Origin of the sequence: Bradyrhizobium sp. UFLA03-84 (genome assembly GCF_002289535.1) — a bacterium.
Classification (GTDB): domain Bacteria; phylum Pseudomonadota; class Alphaproteobacteria; order Rhizobiales; family Xanthobacteraceae; genus Bradyrhizobium; species Bradyrhizobium viridifuturi.
In genome coordinates, this window is record NZ_NSJY01000014.1 from 26,780 (window position 1) to 46,742 (window position 19,963).

19 protein-coding genes are annotated in these 19,963 nt (G+C 65.2%); 5 read left to right on the forward strand and 14 right to left on the reverse strand.

Annotation, left to right across the window (positions count from 1 at the left end; genetic code table 11):
- The first annotated feature begins 171 nt into the window (after positions 1 to 171).
- Positions 172 to 666 carry a TIGR03809 family protein gene (locus CK489_RS21850; protein WP_050626248.1) on the forward strand — a complete coding sequence of 165 codons (495 nt, stop codon included), beginning with the start codon at positions 172 to 174 and terminating at the stop codon, positions 664 to 666.
- A 133-nt stretch (positions 667 to 799) separates the two neighbouring features.
- Positions 800 to 1,426 (forward strand): hypothetical protein, encoded by a 627-nt coding sequence (locus tag CK489_RS21855; protein WP_143278199.1) that lies wholly within the window; start codon positions 800 to 802, stop codon positions 1,424 to 1,426.
- On the opposite strand, the gene CK489_RS21860 is transcribed toward CK489_RS21855, so the two are convergent.
- The gene (locus CK489_RS21860) at positions 1,423 to 2,793 is read right to left on the reverse strand and encodes a TIGR03808 family TAT-translocated repetitive protein (protein WP_050626250.1); all 1,371 of its coding nucleotides are present in this window, start codon (positions 2,791 to 2,793) and stop codon (positions 1,423 to 1,425) included. The two genes, CK489_RS21855 and CK489_RS21860, sit on opposite strands and share 4 nt — an antisense overlap.
- A gap of 584 nt (positions 2,794 to 3,377) precedes the next feature.
- Here CK489_RS21860 and CK489_RS21870 point away from each other — a divergent pair.
- The gene (locus tag CK489_RS21870; protein ID WP_095734603.1) at positions 3,378 to 3,770 is read left to right on the forward strand and encodes a cupin domain-containing protein; all 393 of its coding nucleotides are present in this window, start codon (positions 3,378 to 3,380) and stop codon (positions 3,768 to 3,770) included.
- 54 nt (positions 3,771 to 3,824) lie between these two features.
- Here CK489_RS21870 and CK489_RS21875 read toward each other — a convergent pair whose 3' ends face one another.
- From CK489_RS21875 to CK489_RS21925, 11 genes are all read right to left on the reverse strand, one after another.
- Positions 3,825 to 4,472: a pyroglutamyl-peptidase I gene (locus CK489_RS21875; RefSeq protein WP_095733766.1), complete on the reverse strand. Its 648-nt coding sequence runs from the start codon at positions 4,470 to 4,472 to the stop codon at positions 3,825 to 3,827.
- Entirely contained in the window at positions 4,469 to 5,461 is a 993-nt protein-coding gene (gene meaB / locus CK489_RS21880; RefSeq protein WP_095733767.1) for a methylmalonyl Co-A mutase-associated GTPase MeaB, read from the reverse strand. The genes CK489_RS21875 and meaB overlap by 4 nt, the downstream gene beginning before the upstream one ends.
- Positions 5,462 to 5,554: 93 nt before the next feature.
- The gene (locus CK489_RS21885) at positions 5,555 to 6,319 is read right to left on the reverse strand and encodes an RsiV family protein (RefSeq protein WP_502694145.1); all 765 of its coding nucleotides are present in this window, start codon (positions 6,317 to 6,319) and stop codon (positions 5,555 to 5,557) included.
- Positions 6,320 to 6,392: 73 nt separating this feature from the next.
- The gene (gene scpA / locus CK489_RS21890) at positions 6,393 to 8,552 is read right to left on the reverse strand and encodes a methylmalonyl-CoA mutase (RefSeq protein WP_095733769.1); all 2,160 of its coding nucleotides are present in this window, start codon (positions 8,550 to 8,552) and stop codon (positions 6,393 to 6,395) included.
- Between the two features lie 12 nt (positions 8,553 to 8,564).
- A complete protein-coding gene (locus tag CK489_RS21895; protein ID WP_074131308.1) occupies positions 8,565 to 9,035 on the reverse strand; it encodes a GFA family protein in 471 nt (156 codons plus the stop codon).
- Positions 9,032 to 10,906, reverse strand: coding sequence for a methylmalonyl-CoA mutase family protein (locus tag CK489_RS21900; RefSeq protein ID WP_095733770.1), 1,875 nt, complete (start codon positions 10,904 to 10,906; stop codon positions 9,032 to 9,034). Before CK489_RS21900 ends, CK489_RS21895 begins: the two co-directional genes overlap by 4 nt.
- A 107-nt stretch (positions 10,907 to 11,013) precedes the next feature.
- Complete coding sequence (gene folK, locus CK489_RS21905; protein WP_095733771.1) at positions 11,014 to 11,505, reverse strand: 2-amino-4-hydroxy-6-hydroxymethyldihydropteridine diphosphokinase; 492 nt, start codon at positions 11,503 to 11,505, stop codon at positions 11,014 to 11,016.
- 4 nt (positions 11,506 to 11,509) lie between these two features.
- On the reverse strand, positions 11,510 to 11,890 hold the full coding sequence (gene folB, locus CK489_RS21910) for a dihydroneopterin aldolase (RefSeq protein WP_021080795.1): 381 nt from the start codon (positions 11,888 to 11,890) through the stop codon (positions 11,510 to 11,512).
- A complete protein-coding gene (gene folP, locus CK489_RS21915) occupies positions 11,887 to 12,744 on the reverse strand; it encodes a dihydropteroate synthase (protein WP_095734604.1) in 858 nt (285 codons plus the stop codon). The genes folB and folP overlap by 4 nt, the downstream gene beginning before the upstream one ends.
- 99 nt (positions 12,745 to 12,843) lie before the next feature.
- Entirely contained in the window at positions 12,844 to 13,251 is a 408-nt protein-coding gene (locus CK489_RS21920; RefSeq protein ID WP_050626257.1) for a DUF4332 domain-containing protein, read from the reverse strand.
- Between the two features lie 55 nt (positions 13,252 to 13,306).
- Complete coding sequence (locus CK489_RS21925; protein ID WP_095734605.1) at positions 13,307 to 13,672, reverse strand: hypothetical protein; 366 nt, start codon at positions 13,670 to 13,672, stop codon at positions 13,307 to 13,309.
- Between the two features lie 339 nt (positions 13,673 to 14,011).
- Here CK489_RS21925 and CK489_RS21930 point away from each other — a divergent pair, with 339 nt between their 5' ends.
- Entirely contained in the window at positions 14,012 to 15,634 is a 1,623-nt protein-coding gene (locus CK489_RS21930; RefSeq protein WP_095733772.1) for a helicase HerA-like domain-containing protein, read from the forward strand.
- Positions 15,635 to 15,727: 93 nt separating this feature from the next.
- Positions 15,728 to 17,128 carry a M20/M25/M40 family metallo-hydrolase gene (locus CK489_RS21935; RefSeq protein WP_095733773.1) on the forward strand — a complete coding sequence of 467 codons (1,401 nt, stop codon included), beginning with the start codon at positions 15,728 to 15,730 and terminating at the stop codon, positions 17,126 to 17,128.
- Between the two features lie 104 nt (positions 17,129 to 17,232).
- Here the strand turns inward: CK489_RS21935 and CK489_RS21940 are convergent, their stop codons facing one another.
- Positions 17,233 to 18,012 (reverse strand): class II aldolase/adducin family protein, encoded by a 780-nt coding sequence (locus CK489_RS21940; RefSeq protein ID WP_050626260.1) that lies wholly within the window; start codon positions 18,010 to 18,012, stop codon positions 17,233 to 17,235.
- 168 nt (positions 18,013 to 18,180) lie between these two features.
- Positions 18,181 to 19,830 carry a glycosyltransferase family 39 protein gene (locus tag CK489_RS21945; protein WP_095733774.1) on the reverse strand — a complete coding sequence of 550 codons (1,650 nt, stop codon included), beginning with the start codon at positions 19,828 to 19,830 and terminating at the stop codon, positions 18,181 to 18,183.
- Positions 19,831 to 19,963 lie beyond the last annotated feature (133 nt).

Genomic DNA, 19,963 nt, shown 5'->3' on the forward strand with positions numbered 1-19,963 from the left:
ACGAAGGTTCGAGCAAGAAACTCCGTAGTAGAGCGGACTTCTTTGATCGCCCGCCGTCGATTAAGAATTTAGTTAGACTTTATTTACCTTTTCCACAGAATATCAGTGTCACGTCCAGTTGATTCGGTTCGGTTGCGTCTGCGTCCGTTTCTTTCCCTGCGGGCAAATTCAATGACACATCGGACCGACGTGGCCAGAGGCCAGGAGATTGTTGCGCGCTGGTGCAACCTCGCCGAGCAAAGGCTGGAGCACCTCAACGAGCTGTTCGAGACCGGACGCTGGCGCCGCTATCACAGCGAGCAGGCCTTTCTCGAGAACATCAGGGAAGCCCGCGCCGCTGTCGACATCTGGCGGGAATTGCTGACCCGCGAAGCCTCACTCGACAATTCGCCGATCGACCTGTCCTGGCTCGGCCGTGGCAAGTCGAAGCTGCCACCGCCCGATCTCTCGCCGCTGCCGCAGCGCCGCGCGGAGGCTGCGGCCCTGGCGGAGGCCGCGATGACCGCGGTTGCCGCCGCGCTGGAAACGGCGGCCGAAGTGCTCGACCAGCCGCCCGTCGTCGCCGACGCACCGCCGCTGGAGATGCCCCCTCCGGTGATGCCGCCGCCGGTGCTCGATCTCGACACCATCCAGCGACGCTATCCGCTGCTGCGCAACGCGCTCTAGGCCGAAGGGGTCCGCGACCCTTGGTCGCGGCTGCCGGCATTTCCGAGAGAGCGAGGTTTTCTCTAAGGCGGATTGTTAAGCGCTGCTGCGAATAGTCCGGCTGATCGTGAACTCGACCAGCGCGGCCGTTGCCATGCCCTATATCATTGTCATAGCAGCCTTCGGTGGCTTCGGCTCGGCTACGTTGGCGTTCCTTGCCACACATTCGTTCGCCCTGATGATCCCGGCGGCGATCCCCGGCATTGTTTTCGGTCTGGCGCTGGCAGCCGTGGCACTCCGGCAGCTCGGCCTGCCACTCGGCGCGAATTTTGCGGATTACCGCAGCGCCGCGGGGATGCGCGCGATCAATCAAGTCACGAGGCGCTTCCTGAATATCGCGCTGACAACGGCTGTCGTCGTGTCGATCGTAGAGTTCACTGGTCAGCTGGCTGGATTGATTTCCATCTTCGTCACCTTGCCGGCCGGCATTGCCGTCATCGTGGTCTACACGCTCTACCGGTGCTGGCAGGTCTCCGATCCCGGCCTGCTCGGCAGGCTTGACGTCGTTCTCATCGCCAGCTGCATCGGTGCCGTCTTGTTGACCGGCTTCCTGCTGTATTCGTTCATGACGAGGACGCCTGACTGGGACATGTCGGCGTCGGACGTCTTCAGATTGCTGTCCGTTGTGAATTGCGCGGCGGCGCTGGCCGCGGCGATGCTCGCCGTTCTCTGCATCGGCTTCGTCCACCGCTGGATGGGGCCGACCGGGGCCTCGCGCTAGCGCCGCACCGCGTTGGCGCCGACCACGAGCTGTGCATATTGCTGGGCGCCGGATGTTGACAGATCTGACGTGACGGGACGCGCGTGGTCGAGACCGATCACCGCGCCGCCAGGGGTTTCCGCGATCATGTTGTTGTTGATCAGTGCGGAGCCTGCGCCCGGCACCACCGAGACGCCGATGCCGACCAATGCCTTGCGAATCACATTGCCGGTAATGGCGACGTCGCGCAGATACTTGCCCCAGCCGGCGACGATGCCGAAGGTCGGCGCGCTCTCGATCACGTTGCCGGTGACGGTGCTGTCCGCCTCGACATAGATGCCGATGCCGGCGCCGTCGTTCGGGTCGGTGCCGACAGGGCGCTTCGGCAGCAGGTTGCGGATGATGTTGCCCTGGACCACCGCGATCCGGCCACCTTCGTTGAAATTGCACACGGAGACGCCGATCGAGGCGCCGTCGACGGTGTTGTTGGCGATCACGGCGGCCTCGAACGAGAACTCCGAATAGAGCGCGACCTCGCGGACATTGCTGACGCTGTTGTCCGTGATGTGGATGTTGGAGGCCGAATTGCCGCGCACCGCCGAGAAGTCGCAGTTGCTGATGCGGTTGCCGCGCACGATCACGTTGCCGGCGCGGAACGCGTTGATGGCGTTGCCGTACTGCCCGGAGCCGCCGGGGCCGGCCTTGATGTCCTCGATGCGGTTGTCGGCGACGATCGAGCCGTCGTCGCCGATCGCACTTCGCAGGATCTCGATGCCGTTGTCGTTGGTACCTTTGATGGTGTTGCGCGCGACCATCAGGCCCAGCGCGTCGAACGAAACCAGCGCGGTCGATGCGATACCCGCGAAGATGTTGTTGCTGACGTCGCCCGACATCTGTTCGAACCAGATGCCGGCGCCGCCGCTGCCGATAAACTGGCAATCGGTGATGCGGATGTCGCGCCCGGACAGGCAATGCACGAGGCCGCGCCGTGCCGGCAGCGGGATGCTGCCGCCATCGAAAGAAAGGCCCATCAGGACGATGCCGCCGGCGCCTTCGGCTTCCAGCAGCGAGGCGCCGCCGTTGAACACCAGCCGGCTGGCGCCGCGCACGCCGATCAGCTGGCTGCCGGGTGCAAGCCGCAACGGGCTGCTGCGGTAGACGCCGGGCGGGAATGCCAGCGGCACCTGCGCGCGCGCGGCGTCATCGATCGCGCGTTGCAGGTTGCGGGTCTGGTCGTCGGGGCTGCCGGGGCGCACGCCATATTGCGTGACGTCGCGGCCGAGCGAGCCGGCAGATTGCGCCGCGCGCGCCGCGTCCGGCGACATCGCCAGCGCGCCGGCGACTCCGGCGGCGGATGCTCCGATCAGGTGGCGGCGGTTGACATCCATGGGCATGGCCCTCGCAAATATTCGCGAGCGGTGACGTTCGCGCCCGATCAGTAGCGCGAAATGCGGCGCGGCATGGTGAACAGGCCGACGCAGCCGGGTGATAGTTGGTGGTAGGGTTAACCTCGGGTGCAGCGGATTCACATTGTCAAACAGCCGGGTAATCGGTGTCATCCGCCGACCGTCGCCGCGGCGCACCGGATCGCCTCGCATGCGCCGAGCAGACATGGGAGAGATGAGTCCGCGGTTCCTCCAACATGTCGTCCCCGCGAACGCGGGGACCCATACTGGCCGCCGAGCAAGGAGGTGCGTGTCGCGCCTGCCGGTCGCTTCGCCTTTTTGGCGCCGTGCTCGCGCGAGTTCGCCGAGAGACTTTCCCGCTTTTGCACCGACCCGCCGGGTTTCGACGAGGGCGCGTCTCATCGCGATTTCAATGCGAGCCTCGTCAGCTTCTCTCGCGAAATCTCGTCACCGAACCTGGCAATCATTGAATCAGGGTGAAGCGGCGGGCGTTGCAGGAGGGACTGCCCCATGCAGTGATAGTAGGGTAGTCAATGGTCCCGCCGGTGAGCCAAGAGGTGCAACTGATGAAGTGTCTTCGGATCTACGCGACCCCGGACGGTGAGTCTCACTTCGGTGAAGTGGACATTCCCATGACCGCAAGGGTGACCGTCGCGCCCGGCGCCCAGCCGTTTCAAGTGTCCAGTCGCTATCCCGCATCTAGCGTAGAGATCACTCAAATCCCTGCCGGCATGCGACAGGTTGATTGGCACACCGTTCCGGTGCGGAATTTGTCCGTCCGGCTGACCGGGGCGGTCGAATACGAGACGAGCGACGGCGAGGTGCGGCACGTCTCTGCAGGCGAGTTCGTGTTGGTCGAGGACACGCACGGAAAGGGCCATCTGTCGCGTCACTCCCCGGACGCGCAAACCGTTCTTTGGATCAGGTTACCCGACGGCCTCGATTTGCCGCCCGCATAGTCCGCAGGGAGCGTTATCGCCCACGACGCTGAAGTCTCCGTCCAACCTGCACGCTCACGCGCGCGCGGCCTGCCTGGTCAACTTCACCAGCTCCATCAGCATGGCTTCGCCGGCATCGACGAGGGCCTCCAGCGTGATGGACGATTTGCCTGGTGCGGCCGTTCCGTCGTGAGCAAGTGGCGGAACATGGACGAACTGCGCGAGGTGCAGGTCGTCGTTGTCGTTCACGGCCTCGATCGCGCGCCAGCTCAGGTAGTTGCAGAGATAGCTGCCGGCATCGCGCGACAGCCGTGCATCGATGCCCGTCGCCAGCGCCGCACGCTGCAGCCTTTCGCTGTGCGGCCCGAACATCATCGCATCGGCGCCGCCTGTGATCGATCCCTTGCGCGCATGCTGGCGGCCGGCGTCGGGAAACCGTGTCGTCACCGCGTTGCGGGCGCGGCTCTCGATCCGCAAATGCGCGCTGCGGCCGGCAAGGCCGAACATCAGAAGCGCCTGCGGGCGACGGCTCGCGATCAGCGCGGGCAATTCGCGGTCGACGGCCGCGTAGGTGACGTCGAAGATGTGGCTCGACAGCGCGACGTCGTCGAAGGCGGGGCGGCGCAACGCGGTGAGCCGCTTCACCAATGGCATGGTGGGGTTGAACGGCGCACCCGGGAACGGTCCGAAGCCGGTGAGCAGGATGCGCAGTCGGCCGCTCAATGCAGCATCTCCGCGATCTGCTCGGCGGCGACCGCGGGCGAGATGCGGCCGGCGGCGACCTCGGCCTCCATCTTCTTCACCTTGGCGCGGATCGCGGCGTCCGAGCGCAGCCGCGCCATCATCCGGCTTTCCAGCATCGACCACATCCACTTCACCTGCTGCTCGCGGCGGCGTTCTGCGAACTCGCCCGAGGCGTTCATCGCGGTGCGGTGGTCGAGGATCGTCTGCCAGAGCTTGTCGAGCCCGGCGCCGGTCAGCGCGGAATAGGTCTCGACCGGCGGATGCCAGTGCTCGGAGCGTGGCGCGAGGATGTGCAGCGCGCTGCGATAGTCGGCGGCGGCAAGGTTGGCGCGCTTGAGGTTGTCGCCGTCGGCCTTGTTGATCGCGATCATGTCGGCGAGCTCGACGAGGCCCTTTTTGATGCCCTGCAACTCGTCGCCGGCACCCGGCAGCATCAGCGCCAGGAAGAAATCGGTCATGTCGCAGACTGCGGTCTCGGACTGGCCGATGCCGACGGTCTCGACCAGCACGACGTCGAAGCCGGCCGCCTCGCAGAGCAGCATCGCCTCACGGGTTTTCGCCGCGACGCCGCCGAGCGTGCCGGAAGAGGGCGAGGGCCGGATGAAGGCCTGATCGGACACCGCAAGCCGCGCCATCCGCGTCTTGTCGCCGAGGATCGAGCCGCCGGTGCGCGCCGAAGAGGGATCGACCGCCAGCACCGCGACCTTGTGGCCGCGCTCGATCAGGAACATGCCGAGCGCATCGATGGTGGTCGACTTGCCGACGCCGGGCGAACCGGTGATGCCGACCCGCACCGCCTTGCCGGTGTCGGGCAGCAGCATCTGCACCAGCTCGCGCGCCGAGGCCTGGTGATCGCCGCGCCGGCTCTCCACCAGCGTGATCGCCCGCGCCAGCGCCGCGCGGTGGCCGGCGCGGAGGTCACGGGCGAGGGCACGGATGTCGGAAGAGGCAGGTTTCGATGCGATCATGGTCCTGCTTTACAACGGCCGGCCATTGCAGGCGAGGGGAACGCGGATCGGCATCGGCAGGCCTTGTTGATGAAAAGGCTTGTTTGATGGAGCCTATTGCGGCTCGTCCGCGTCGCCCTTCGGCCGTGCGCCGGCGAAGATCTTTGCGCCTTCCGGCGTCAGATACGGCTTCAGCGTCTCCCACGGCACGAAGATCACGTACTGGCCTTCGGCGTAGGGGCCAACGGCGTAAGGCGGGTAGTGGAAGGTGAGGCCGGAGCTCTTGCCCGTCACGGTCGACGGCGCCAGCGTCACGGCGCCGATCTTGAGCAGGGTCGGCTTCAGCTCCTTGTACCATTCGGCGGTTGCCGTCTCGCCGGTGCCGCGCCGCTTCTTCTCGGTGTTCAGGGCGCTGACGACGGCCTTGCGCATCGCCGTCAGGGTCGGGCCGTTGTCGGCAGTCTCGGTGAAGAACGGGCGGATGCTGATGCGCTTCTTCTCCGTCGTGTCCCACAGGATGGTGTTGACGTCGGAGTTCGGATGCGCGCCCAGCGTGTTCATGTAGTCGTCGCGCAGCACGCTGACATAGCGGCCGTCCACGACCGAGCGTACCGAATATTTGCGCTCGAACGAATAGCCGCCGCGGTCCTTGAACAGGTCGGGCTCCTGTTTGCGATCGGTCGCCGCCTCAGCAGCGTTCTTGTCGATCCACTTCTTGCCTTCGGCGAGGCAATCGGCCGCCAGTGCGCCATCTGACTTGATCTTGTCGTCGAGATAGACGCTGGCCTCGATGCTCGCGTTCTCGATGGTGGCGTCGGGCTTTGGATCGGCGGCAAGCGCCGGCAGGCAGAGGCCTGCCAGCAGGGCGGCAAGGCCCATGATGCGGGCAGGCGTCATCAAGCGAGCGGCGCGCATGGAAAACTCCAGATGGGAGGGGACGAATGCGGCGGCGCTACTCCGCCGCCGCCTCGCTATGGCCGAGCCGCGCGTTGAGCTTGTGGATCAGCTCCTCGGCGGCATCCGAGATCACGGTGCCCGGCGGGAAGATCGCCTCGGCGCCTGCGGCATAGAGCGCGTCGTAATCCTGCGGCGGCACCACGCCGCCGATGATGATCATGATGTCCTCGCGGCCGTGCTTCTTCAGCGCGGCCTTCAGTTCCGGCACCGCGGTGAGATGGGCCGCGGCGAGCGAAGAGACGCCGAGGATGTGAACGTCGTTCTCGACCGCCTGCCGCGCGGCTTCGTCGGCGGTTGCGAACAGCGGTCCGATATCGACGTCGAAGCCGACATCGGCGAAGGCGGACGCGATCACCTTCTGGCCGCGGTCATGGCCGTCCTGGCCGATTTTTGCCACCAGGATGCGCGGGCGGCGGCCTTCGGCCTCCTCGAACGCATCGATCAGGGCCTGCACCTTTTCGACCTTGTTGGACATGGCCGCTGCCTCTCGCTTGTAGACGCCGGTGATGGACTTGATCTCGGCGCGGTGGCGGCCGAACACCTTCTCCATCGCATCTGAAATCTCGCCGACGGTCGCCTTGGCACGCGCGGCGTCGATCGCCAGCGCCAGCAGATTGCCGTTGCCTTCGCCGGCCGAACGGGTCAGCGCGGCCAGCGCCGCATCGACGTCCTTCTGGTTGCGCTCCTTCTTCAGCCGACCGAGCTTGTCGATCTGCAGCCGCCGTACGGTGGAGTTCTCCACCTTGAGGACGTCGATCGGCTTCTCATTCTCCGGCTTGAACTTGTTGACGCCGATCACCGCCTGGCGGCCGGCATCGATCCGCGCCTGGGTCTTGGCGGACGCCTCCTCGATCCTGAGCTTCGGCACGCCGGCCTCGATCGCCTTGGCCATGCCGCCGAGCTCCTCGACCTCCTGGATGTGGCCCCAGGCCTTCTTCGCGAGATCCTGAGTCAGCCGCTCGACATAATAGGAGCCGCCCCAGGGATCGATGATCCGGTTGGTGCCGCTCTCCTGCTGCAGGAACAGCTGCGTGTTGCGGGCGATGCGCGCCGAGAAGTCGGTCGGCAGCGCCAAGGCCTCGTCGAGCGCGTTGGTGTGCAGCGACTGGGTGTGGCCTTGCGTTGCCGCCATCGCCTCGATCGTGGTGCGCATCACATTGTTGAACACGTCCTGCGCGGTCAGCGACCAGCCCGAGGTCTGGCAGTGCGTGCGCAGGCTGAGCGAGCGCGGATCCCTCGGGTTGAACTGCTTGAGCAGCTTGGCCCACAGCAGCCGCGCGGCGCGCATCTTGGCGACTTCCATGAAGAAGTTCATGCCGATCGCCCAGAAGAACGACAGCCGGGGGGCAAAACGATCGACGTCGAGGCCCGCGGCAAGGCCGGCACGCAGATATTCGACGCCGTCGGCCAGCGTATAGGCAAGCTCGAGATCCTGCGTCGCCCCGGCCTCCTGCATGTGATAGCCGGAGATCGAAATCGAATTGTATTTCGGCATCCGCTGCGAGGTGTAGGCGAAGATGTCCGAGATGATCCGCATCGAGGGCGCCGGCGGATAGATATAGGTGTTGCGCACCATGAACTCTTTCAGAATGTCGTTCTGAATGGTGCCCGACAGCTTCTCCGGCGGCACGCCTTGTTCCTCGGCGGCGGCGACGAACAGCGCGAGGATCGGCAGCACCGCGCCGTTCATGGTCATCGACACGCTCATCTGGTCGAGCGGGATGCCGGCGAATAGCGTGCGCATGTCATAGATGGAATCGATCGCGACGCCGGCCATGCCGACGTCGCCGGAGACGCGCGGATGATCCGAGTCATAGCCGCGATGGGTGGCGAGGTCGAACGCGACCGACAGGCCCTTCTGTCCGGCCGCGAGGTTGCGGCGATAGAACGCGTTGGAATCCTCCGCCGTGGAGAACCCGGCATATTGCCGGATGGTCCAGGGCTGGTTGACATACATGGTCGGGTAGGGCCCGCGCAGATAGGGCGCGATCCCCGGCCAGGTCTCGAGGAAGTCGATGCCTTCAAGATCGGCCTCGCTGTACGCGGACTTCACCGGAATGCCCTCGGGCGTCAGCCATGGCTCGATGCTCGCGGCCGGCATCGACGCGGCAACGGGCTGGAAGGCGACATCGGCGAAATTGGGAATGCGGGTCATTCCTTGGCTTCCTTAGTCATGATCCGGATGCTGATGGCTGACGATCGTCGCCATCTTCTCCGGTCCGTAATTCTGCATCGTGGTCTGGCTCGGCAGATTGGCGATGCCGACCACCCAGCCGTGGCGGGACTCGGTTCCGAACTGCTGGGTCGGGATCACCCGGTCCGGCCGGTCGAAGGCGCCGGTCATGATCTCGATGCGGGGACCGTCGATCCGCCGGAAGCTGAGCGGCGTGCCGCAGGCGGCGCAGAAGTCGCGCTCGGCGATCGAGGAGGATTTGAACGCCGCGGGCTTGCCGCGGGTCCAGGCGAAATCCTCCTTGTTGATGTCGGCGAAGGAAGCGAACGGTGCACCGGAGGCCTTCTGGCACATCCGGCAGTGGCAGATGCTGACCCGGTTCGGTGCCGCGGATACCGCAAAGCGCACGGCGCCGCACTGGCAGCCGCCGGTCAGAACGGGTTTTGCTGGTGCCTCTGCCGTCATGCCTGCTCCATCCGCCGATAGGCGTCGCGCAATGTCGCCAGCGCATCACCGCCGGCGAAGACGAATTCACCGATGCCGGCTGCCCGCAGCGCCGCTTCCTGGTCACCGGGCCGCCCTGCCAGATACATATGCCTTGCTCCGGCGCCGTGAAGGGCCCTGGCGGCCTCGGTGGCGCTGGCGGCATAGACCTTGTCCGAGGAACAAATGCACGCCGTCGCGGCGCCCGAGGCCTTGAAGGCCGCGGCGAGTGCCGTCGGGTCGGCAAAGCCCTCGGTGTCGATGGCCTCGATCCCGCCGGTCTCGAAGAAGCTCTTTGCGAATGTGGCGCGGGCCGTGAAATCGGCCGGCGTGCCGAGATTGGCCAAGAAAATCTTCGGCCGCGCGCCGCGGGCCTTCAATGCGGCGTCGGATTTGTCGCGCAGCGCCTCGAACGGCTCGGCGAGCCGCATCGGCGCGAGGGCATCGAACCTGACCTTGGCATCAGGCGTCGACATCGGCGCCGACGGCTTCACGTCCAACACTGCGAGGACTTCTTCGTGCAGGTTGGGGAATTCGCTGGCGCCGGTGAGAATGTCGCGCCGCTTCGCCACATTGGTCTCGCGCTGTGCCCGCGTTGCGGCGACCTTCTGCTGTACGAGCCCGTGTTCGAGCGCGGGGAAGATGCCGCCGGCCTTCTCGATTTCCTGGAACAACGTCCACGCCGCTTCGCAGAGCTGCGACGTCAGCGTCTCGATGCCGCCGGCGCCGGCCGCCGGATCGGAGACCTTGGCGAGATTGGACTCGTCGAGCAGCACGAGCTGCGTGTTGCGCGCCACGCGTCGCGCGAAATCATCAGGCAAGCCGAGCGCAAGCGTGTGCGGCAGCACGGTGATCGCATTGGCGCCGCCGAGTCCGGCCGCGAAGGTCGCGATCGTCGCGCGCAGCATGTTCACGTTGGGGTCGCGCTGGGTCAGCATCCGCCAGGCGGTCTGCGCGTTGACGAAGATCGGCTTCGGCGCAAGCCCGCAAGCCTGCTCGACCCGCGCCCACAAACGCCTGAGCGCGCGGAATTTCGCCATGGTCAGGAACTGGTCCGCATCGGCGCTGAGCCGGAACGAGATCGCCGCACGCGCCGCATCGAGATCGAGACCTGCGGCCTCCAGCATGCGCAGATAGGCGAGGCCCACCGCCAGCGTGAAGGCGAGCTCTTGCACCTCGGATCCGCCGGCATCATGCACCGGCCGGCCGTCGGCCAGCACGAATGGCCCCTTGAAGCCGCGCTTGATCAGGCCGTTGACCACCTGGCCGAACGACTTTTCGTAATTCGGCCAGGCGACGGCCGCGGCACCGCGCACTGCCATGGTGCTGAGCGCCTGGTAGTTGAAGTGCAGGTCGAGCTTGGCCGGGTCGAGCTTGCGGGCCTCGACCATGTCGGCGAACGTCTCGCCGGCGTTCTCGCGTCCGATCACCGGGTTGAGCGCAATCATGATGCCGGCATCGAGATGGACGCCGCCGCAGGCGCGCGCCAGCGTCTTCTTGCTGGCGTCGGCCAGACCAAAGCCGCGCGTGCCGGGACCGCCGGCGAACTCGAATTCGAGGCCGGTCGCGCCGTTCTCGAGATCCTGCAAGGCCTGTGCATTGGCCTGCGCGGCATCGGGATGATCGACCCGTTGCAGGATCTGCCAGGGCATCGCGGCGGCGCGGCCCGGAAGCGGACTGGCGTTGGTGGCGCGGCGGTAGATCGGATCGATCTTCAGGCCGTCATAAGTCTTGCCGACCAGCTTCTCGAACGGCGCGCCCTTCAGCACGCCGTCGACCAGCTTGCGCCAGTCGTCATAGGTCGCAGCTGGAAAATCCGAAGCCAGAGGCAAGTCGTCAGTCGAGGTCGTCATCCGCCCAAATCGTCCTTCACCGGCCCCGCGAGGGGACCCCTTGATTTGGCCGGAAATTGCCACGGGCGGGCGGCCAAGCCAAACTTTTGTTTGCGGCGGATCGGCTTTTAATCGAGGTCCGCAAGGCGGAAAATACCGTCGGTCGAGACGTTTGCCAGCGCATCCGCGACGCGGCGGCCGGCAATGACGCGGTCGGGGGCGATCTCGGCCAGCGGCACCAGCACGAAGGCGCGCTCGAACAGACGCGGGTGCGGCAGCGTCAGTTCCGGCTTGTTGAGTGTGACGTCGTCATAGGCGATCAGGTCGAGGTCGAGGGTGCGCGGCCCCCAGCGCTGCTCGTTCTTGCGGTCGCGGCCGAATTTGGTTTCGATCTTGTGCAGCGTGAACAGCAGCGCATGCGGATCGAGGCTGGTGTCGATCTCGATGCAGGCATTGATGAAGCTGTCCTGCTGCTGATCGCCCCAGGGCGGCGTCGAGTAATCCGACGAGCGCGCCACGAGCGCGGCCTGCGTCATGCCGCAGATATTGGCGATCGCCTTGCGGAACGTCGTGCGGACATCGCCGACATTGCCGCCGAGTGCGATCAGGACATCGGCCATCAGGTCAACCGTGAGGCAGCGGGTGGCGCGAGCGGGTCAGCACCACGCCGACATCGTCGAAGATCGCCGCGATCGGTGCATGCGGCTTGTGCACCGTGACCTTGACCGCCCTGACGCGCGGGAAGGTCGCCAGGATGTCCTCGGCCACCGCGCCGGCGGCGCGCTCGAGCAGCTTGTAATTGGTGTTCTTGAAGGCCGACGTCGCGGTCGCCACCACGTTGGAATAGGAGACCGTGTCGGAGAGGCGGTCGGTGCGCGAGGATTCCGAGAGGTCGGTGTAGAGCTCGAGGTCGATGACGAAGCGCTGTCCGACCTCGGTCTCGTGTTCCATCACGCCATGGCGGGCATGGATGACGATCCCGGTGATGAAGATCGTGTCGGTCATTGCTGTCCCTCGATTGCCGCGGCGACCCGCAGCGCCTGAACGGTTTCGGCGACGTCATGCGCGCGGATGATGCGGGCGCCGTTCTGCGCCGCGATCAGGTGCGCGGCGAGCGAGCCGCCGATCCGCTGTTGCGGCTCCGATGGCACCACCGTGCTGATGAAGCGCTTGCGCGAGGCGCCGACCAGCACCGGCAGGTGGAATGCATCGAGCTCGGAGAGGCGCGCCAGCGCGATCATGCTCTGCTCCGGCGTCTTGCCGAAGCCGATGCCGGGATCGAGCACGATCCGGTCGGATGCGATGCCGGTGCGCGCCGCGATATCAAGCGAGCGTTCGAAGAATGCCGTGATGTCCCGCATGATGTCGATCGAAGGATCGGCGCTCTCGCGATTGTGCATGACGATCACCGGCACGCCGCGTGCAGCGACGACGCCCGCCATGCCGGCGTCGCGTTGCAGGCCCCAGACGTCGTTGGCGATCACGGCGCCCTGGTCGAGCGCCCAGGCCACCACCTCGGATTTCATGCTGTCGATCGAGACCGGTACGCCGAGCGCGATTACCTCGGCCAGCACCGGCTTCAGCCGCGCCATTTCTGCCTCGGCGGTGACCGGCTGCGAGCCGTAGGGGCGGGTCGATTCCGCGCCGATATCGATGATGTCGGCGCCCTCGGCGACGAGCCTGCGGGCCTGCGCCAGCGCCTGCTCCGGTGCGATGAACTGTCCGCCGTCGGAGAACGAATCCGGCGTCACGTTCAGGATACCCATGACCGCCGGATAGGGCCGCGACAGCAGCGCCGGCAGCACAGCTGATACGGCCGGGCCGGTCATCGCCGATGCTATGGGCTTGATCGCCGTCATGCGGTGGCTTTGCGCTGACCGCAGCGGCAAGTCAAGGTGTCGCGATGATGGCCGGCGCCGGCGGTGCCGAATGCCGTTAAGGCAGGCTAATAGGGGATGCTAATAGGTGATTTTGGGAGGCAGCTTGCGTGCCTCTTCAATCAGCAGCTCGACTGACTTCTCCGACGGCATCACGCGGACGAGCTTCCGCCGCACGTTGGCGTCCTTCATGCTCTGTGCCAGCCGTGACGGGTTGCGGTGGGCGAGCTCGCGCACCGTGGTAACGCCGGCGGCGCGGACCAGGCCGACCTTCGCCTTACCCATTCCGGGAATCCGCATATAGTCGGAGATGTTGGCCCATTCGAGCAGTTGTTGTTCGCTGATCCCGGTCTTGGAGGCGAGCGCCTTGCGTCCCTTGACGGTGCGGGCGGCTTCAAGCAGCGCGTCGGTCGTGCGGATACCCTGTGATTTCAGTTTGGTGGCGCAATAGGCGGACAGGCCTTCGATCTCGGAGAGGGGGTATGTCATGATACTCGTATGCAGGTAGAAGGGAGCGCGCGTGCAAGGGCGTGAGGAAAGTGCTTCAGGCAAACTGGCTGAGGCCCGGCGTCCCCGAGATGATCTCGCCCATTTGATCCGCTCCGATTTTGTCGCGACCGAACCTGAAAAGTTCACGCGCGACGTTCTGAATTTCACTCATGCTCAGGCCAAGCGCCATCAGCCGGGTGCCGACAGCCATCAGCCCACCGCCCATCAACCGCGATAGACCACCGCTGTTGTTGGAGGCGGCGATTGCCGCTTCGGCGCCGGGGATTTGGTCGATCAGAGCCTGAACTTTGTCGGAAGGTCCCTCGTTACGGAGGAAACCCAGAACGATGCCGATGGTTTTTTCAGCGACAGCGCCATTGATGCCGGCCTTCGCGGCCAGCTGTCCAACCAGTTCGTCCATCTTGCCCCGCCTCAACCGGACTTTGCCGTATCGTTCTTGAGGATTTATCTTGAGCGCCTGTGTCACGAAATACAAGCGATCCGCGCATTTCAGTTCGTATTCTTTTTCGATCGCGCCGTGACTGTGGCCTCGCTGCAAGAGTGAGCGGCGGATTCACACCATCTTGTCGCAATGCGCAATGCCTTTCGTCACTTTGCCGGGAATAAAATATGAGGAACTGCTGGCGCGACAATATACGCCGGCATCCGCCGACGGTTTCAATCGAACGGCAAGATGCAATATGATGCCCTCGGTTCGAATGGATCGATCCGATTTAAATCTGCGTTAAGAGGCGAAGCGATGGCGACCTCCGACAACAAATTGGCCGATACCGACGAGAAGATTTTTGTCGGCAAGGGCGAGGAGACAGCCTGGTTGACGCTGGCGCTGGCCAATCGGCATGGCCTCGTCACCGGCGCGACCGGAACCGGCAAGACCGTCTCGCTTCAAGTCATGGCCGAAGGGTTTGCGCGCGCCGGTGTTCCGGTTTTCGCAGCCGACATCAAAGGCGATCTCTCCGGTATCTCTGAAGTCGGCGAGGCCAAGGACTTTATAGTGAAGCGGGCCGAGCAAATGGGCTTGACCTTCCAGGCGGATCAATTCTCGACCGTATTCTGGGATGTGTTCGGCGAGCAGGGCCATCCGGTGCGTGCGACCGTCACAGAGATGGGACCGTTGCTGCTGTCGCGGATGCTCGATCTGAACGACGTGCAGGAGGGCGTGCTCAATGTTGCCTTCCGCGTCGCCGACGAGAACGGTCTCACGCTGATCGACATGAAGGATCTGCGCGCGCTGCTGGATGCGATCGCGCCCGACGGCAGCAAGAAGGGCGCCGACGACGGCGAGGACCCGTTGGCGTCGATCCGCAAGGCCGCGCAGAGCTACGGCAACGTGTCCAAGGCCACCGTCGGAACGATCCAGCGTCAGCTGCTGGTGCTCGAGAACCAGGGCGGCGCGAAATTCTTCGGCGAACCGGCGCTGACCTTGAAGGATTTCATGCGGACCGACCGCGACGGGCGCGGCATGGTCAATATCCTCGTCGCCGACAAGCTGATGCAGAGCCCGCGGCTTTACGCCACGTTCCTGCTCTGGATGCTGTCGGAACTGTTCGAGGAATTGCCGGAGGCCGGCGACTTGCCGAAGCCGAAGCTGGTGTTCTTCTTCGACGAGGCGCACCTCCTGTTCACCGATGCGCCCAAGGCGTTGATGGACAAGATCGAGCAGGTGGTGCGACTGATCCGCTCCAAGGGCGTCGGCGTCTATTTCGTCACGCAGAATCCGATCGACGTGCCGGACAAGGTGCTGGCGCAGCTCGGCAACCGCGTGCAGCACGCGCTGCGTGCCTTCACGCCGCGCGACCAGAAGGCGGTCGCCGCGGCCGCGCAGACCTTCCGGCCCAATCCGAAGCTCGACACCGCGCGGGTGATCATGGAGCTCGGCAAGGGCGAGGCGCTGGTCTCGTTCCTCGAGGGCGGCGGCACGCCGTCGATGGTCGAGCGGATCATGGTGCGGCCGCCGTCGGCGCGGATCGGACCGATCACGCCGGAGGAGCGCAAGGCGATCATGGATGCGAGCCCGGTGAAGGGAAAATACGACACCGCGATCGACGCCGAATCCGCCTACGAGATCATCCAGAAGCGTTTGTCGGGTGCTGCGGCGCCGGCCGAGGGTGGCGCCGGCGGCGGGGGTGGCGGCATCCTCGGCGAGATCGGCGCGATCGCCGCCACGATCTTCGGCACCAATGTCAAGCGCGGCCGGCTCTCGACCGGGCAGGTGATTGCGCGCAACGTCACGCGCTCGGTGACCGACAAGGTGGTCGGCGGCGTGGTCGCAGATCTCGGCAAGTCGGTCGGCGGTTCGGTTGGCGGCTCGATCGGCCGCGCGCTGGTGCGCGGCGCGCTCGGCGGAATCCTGCGCAGGTAGCATCGCGACGACCTGACCGGAGGCAACCAGCTTTGCCTTCGCCGGTTGCCGCGCTACAACGTCGGCAATGTCCAAACAAAAAGGATATCCGCGATGTCCAACGCCAAGCTGCAGCCGGTTCTCGACCGCATCGATGCCGATTTCGACAACAGTCTCGAGCGGCTGTTCACGCTGCTGCGGATCAAATCGATCTCGGCCGATCCGGCCTTTGCCAACGACTGCAAGGCGGCCGCCGATCATCTCGCCAAGGATATCGCAACCCTCGGCTTCAAGACCGAGGTCCGCCCGACCGCCGGCCATCCGGCCGTGGTCGGCAAGCTGAATGGCTCGACCGACGGGCGCCCGCACGTGCTGTTCTACGGTCACTATGACGTGCAGCCGGTCGATCCCTTGAATCTCTGGCATCGTCCGCCGTTCGAGCCTGTCGTGACCGACCATGCCGATGGACGCAAGATCATCGTCGCGCGCGGCGCCGAGGACGACAAGGGACAGTTGATGACCTTCGTCGAGGCCTGCCGCGCCTGGAAGAATGTGACGGGATCGCTGCCGGTCGACATCACCATCGTCATCGAGGGCGAGGAGGAGATCGGCTCGAAGAATTTCGTGCCGTTCCTCGAGGCGAACAAGGCCGAGCTCAAGGCCGACTTCGCGCTGGTCTGCGACACCGGCATGTGGGACCCCAACACGCCGGCGATCACCACCTCGCTGCGTGGCCTGGTCTATGACGAGGTCAAGATCAAGGCCGCCAATCGCGACTTGCATTCCGGCGTGTTCGGCGGCGGTGCGCAGAACCCGATCCGGGTGCTGACGCGGATCCTCGGCGGCCTGCATGACGACAACGGCCACATCACCATCCCCGGTTTCTACGACGGCGTGAAGGATTTGCCGCCGGACATCCTGGCGCAGTGGAAGCAGCTCAACCTGACGCCGGAAAGCTTCCTCAAGCCGATCGGCCTTTCGGTGCCCGCCGGCGAAAAGGATCGGCTCCTGATCGAACAAGTCTCATCGCGGCCGACCTGCGACATCAACGGCATCATCGGCGGCTATACCGGCGAGGGCTCGAAGACGGTAATCGCGGCCGAGGCGTCGGCGAAGGTCTCGTTCCGCCTGGTCGAGGGACAGGATCCCGACAAGATCCGGCAGGCGTTCCGCGATTATGTGAAGTCGCGCGTGCCGGCCGACTGCAAGGCCGAGTTCATCGATCATTCCTCGGCGCCGGCGATCGCGCTCGACTGGAACATGAAGCCGCTGGCGGCCGCCCGCCGCGCGCTGACCGACGAGTGGGGCAAGGAGGCGCTGCTGATCGGCTCCGGCGCCTCGATTCCGATCGTCGCCGACTTCAAGCGCACGCTCGGCCTCGACAGCGTGCTGGTCGGCTTCGGGCTCGACGACGACAACATTCATTCGCCGAACGAGAAGTACGATCTGAAGAGCTACCACAAGGGCATCCGCTCCTGGGCGCGGATCCTGGCCGCCTTCGCCGACACCAAATAGGCGAGAGGCCCCGAACGTGAAAACGCCGCCCGGAATTGGGCGGCGTTTTGATTCCGATAGTGCAGAGGGTGTTGGCGGATAGCCTACCCGAAGATTGTGAAATTTCAATCACGGTAACCGGGGTTGACCCGGTCGAGCTTGCGCAGCAGCGGCGGCCAGACCAGCTGGGTCGAGCGCAGCTCAGCGCGGTCCGGGTTGGAGAGCAGCTCGGTGTTCTTGTCGATCGCGAGCTGGTCGACCGGGTAGGCGATCGGGCCGAGCGCACGGGTCGCCACCTGCATCGAGCAGGCGCGCTCCAGATGGTACATCCGCTCGAAGGCGGAGGCGACCGAGCGGCCGACCGTCAGCGTGCCGTGATTGCGCAGCAGCATGTGGTTCTTTGTGCCGAGATCGCGCTGCAGGCGCGGGCGCTCGTCATGATCGAGCGCGATGCCTTCATAGTCGTGATAGGCGAGATCGTGGGTGACGAGCTGCGCGGTCTGGTTCAGCGGCAGCAGCCCGTCGGGGCCGCTCGACACTGCTGTACCGTCGATGGTGTGCAGATGGAGCACACAGCCGGCGTCCTCGCGCACCTCGTGGATCGCCGAATGGATGGTGAAGCCGGCCGGGTTGATGCTGTAGTCGCTCTTGGAGAGCTGGTTGCCGTCGAGGTCGACCTTGACCAGGCTCGACGCGGTGATCTCGTCGAACATCAGCCCGTAGGGGTTGATCAGGAAGTGATGCTCGGGCCCGGGCACGCGGGCCGAGATGTGGGTGTCGACCAGATCGTCCCAGCCATAGAGTGCGACAAGCCGGTAGCAGGCGGCGAGATTGATCCGCTGCTCCCATTCCGCCGCGCTCATATCCGACGGCACTTCCTTCAGGCGCGCTTCCGCTGGCGACATGTCGATTGCTCCCTTGATGGCTGTTTCCTGCGTCGAACCTAGCGTCGGCGCCGGATCGCGACAAGGCAGCGTAAGGGCGTGACAGTCATGTCAGCATGCGGCGGCTGGCCCACGATCCGGGAGATCATGCTCCGGAAATGGGCAGGAGCGTAACGAACGTGCTTTGCGCTACGGCGCCGGGATCGCCAGCAGGCTCGAGATGCTGCGGCCGCGGATGTCGTAGACGCGGGCGAACACGACGTCGTCGCGCTTGATCTCGACCATCACGGGCGCGGCAAGACCCTTGCAGTAGAACTCGCCGAGCGTCATCGCGAAGTCGGCGGCATTGCTGTCCCAGCCGATCGTGAAGTCGGGCCCGAGCGCGACCTGCGCGGGGCGCTGCGGTCCGCACACGGCGACCTTCCACTTGCGGTTCTGCGGCGGCACTTCCTGCCGCTCCGCCAGCTGCTCGCGCAGCCCGTCGGAGGCCTGCTTCAGCGCCAGGCCCCAATAGTCCAGCATGAAGAAATTGTCGGCGGTCCGTACCGTGCCGGCGATGTGGTTGAAGTGGGTGTACTGGTACGGATGCAGGCGGATCATCTCGCTGAGCGGCAGCAGCAGGCCGAACGCGAACACCGCGAGCGCCGCCGGCTGCCAGGCGCGGCGGTTCTCGCCGAGCCAGTCCATGCCGCGGGCGAACGCGACGCCGCCGAGCACCGCCATCGGCGGAATCACGAAGATGAAATGGCGGATGCCGTTGTAGAGCGCCGGCCGCTTCACCATCGCGATCACCAGCGGCAGCGTCGCCGCCAGCGTCAGCATCAGCATGATCGACTTGCGCTTCGCGGTCACATCGTTGCGCGACAGCGACATGAAGGTCGCGATGACCGCCGCGGTCAGCAGCACCAGCAGCACTTCGGGAAGCTGCAGCGCGAACAGCGTGGGCAGATAGGACCACGGCATGTCCGGCACCGACACCAGCGCGCCGTCGAACATCTCCTTCCACGGCTTCTCGAAGAAGTGCGAGAAATAGGTCACCGCTTCCAGCGGATGGCCGGGCTCCATGATCGACCACGGCCAGATCAGGCCCATGACGAGATAGCCCAGCACAAGCCCCGGCAGCAGCACATAGACGACATGGGCGAAGCGGTGGGTCGCCTCGCGCGTGCCCTGCTTGCGGATTTCCTCGATGAAGAGCGGGATGAAGCCGATCACTGCGTAGATCAAAGCGAGGCCGCCGAGCACGCGGCAGCCGATCGACAGGCCGGCACCCAGGCCCACGATCAGGATCGTGCGCGGCGACGGTGCCGGATATTCCTCGAACAGGCGGACGAGACCCAGGATCAGGACGATCATCGCCACGGCGAACGGCGCGTCCTTCGGGTTCATGAACATGTGGCCGTAGAAGGTCGGGCACAGCGCCAGCAGCAGCAGCGCCGCCAGTCCCGCCAGCGGGCCGCCGACACGCCGCGCCAGGCGCCAGGTTACGGCAAGCCCGATAACGCCGACGACGGCGCCGAGCAGGCGGCGCGTCTCGAACAATTCGAGCGGAATGATCTTGTGCAGCAGGGCGGCCGCCATGTCGAAGCCGCCGCCGTACATATAGAGGTTGGCAAACGACAGCGCGCCGGTGTCCTTGAAGCCGGACCCGTACATGCGGAGCAGGAGGTCGGCATATTCAGCGTGGGTGTAATCGTCCCAGCCAAGACCGTAATCGCGGAAAGTGAGGCCGGCGACCACCGCGACCACGCCGAGGACGAGGAATGCGAGATCGTCGCAGGTCTTCTCCACGGAGCGCCGCGCAGGCGCCTCGATGGCAGACGTCGTGATCGATGACATAGCTAGTGGTACCGGCGTGCCTGTGGCCCAGTTTGGCGCTTTAGGGCCTCATTCCCCGGCATCCATAGCGCAGTTCCGTTTCCGAGTAATTGGTAATTGTGGCGTAATTTCCCAGATGCGTTGCAATAAATTG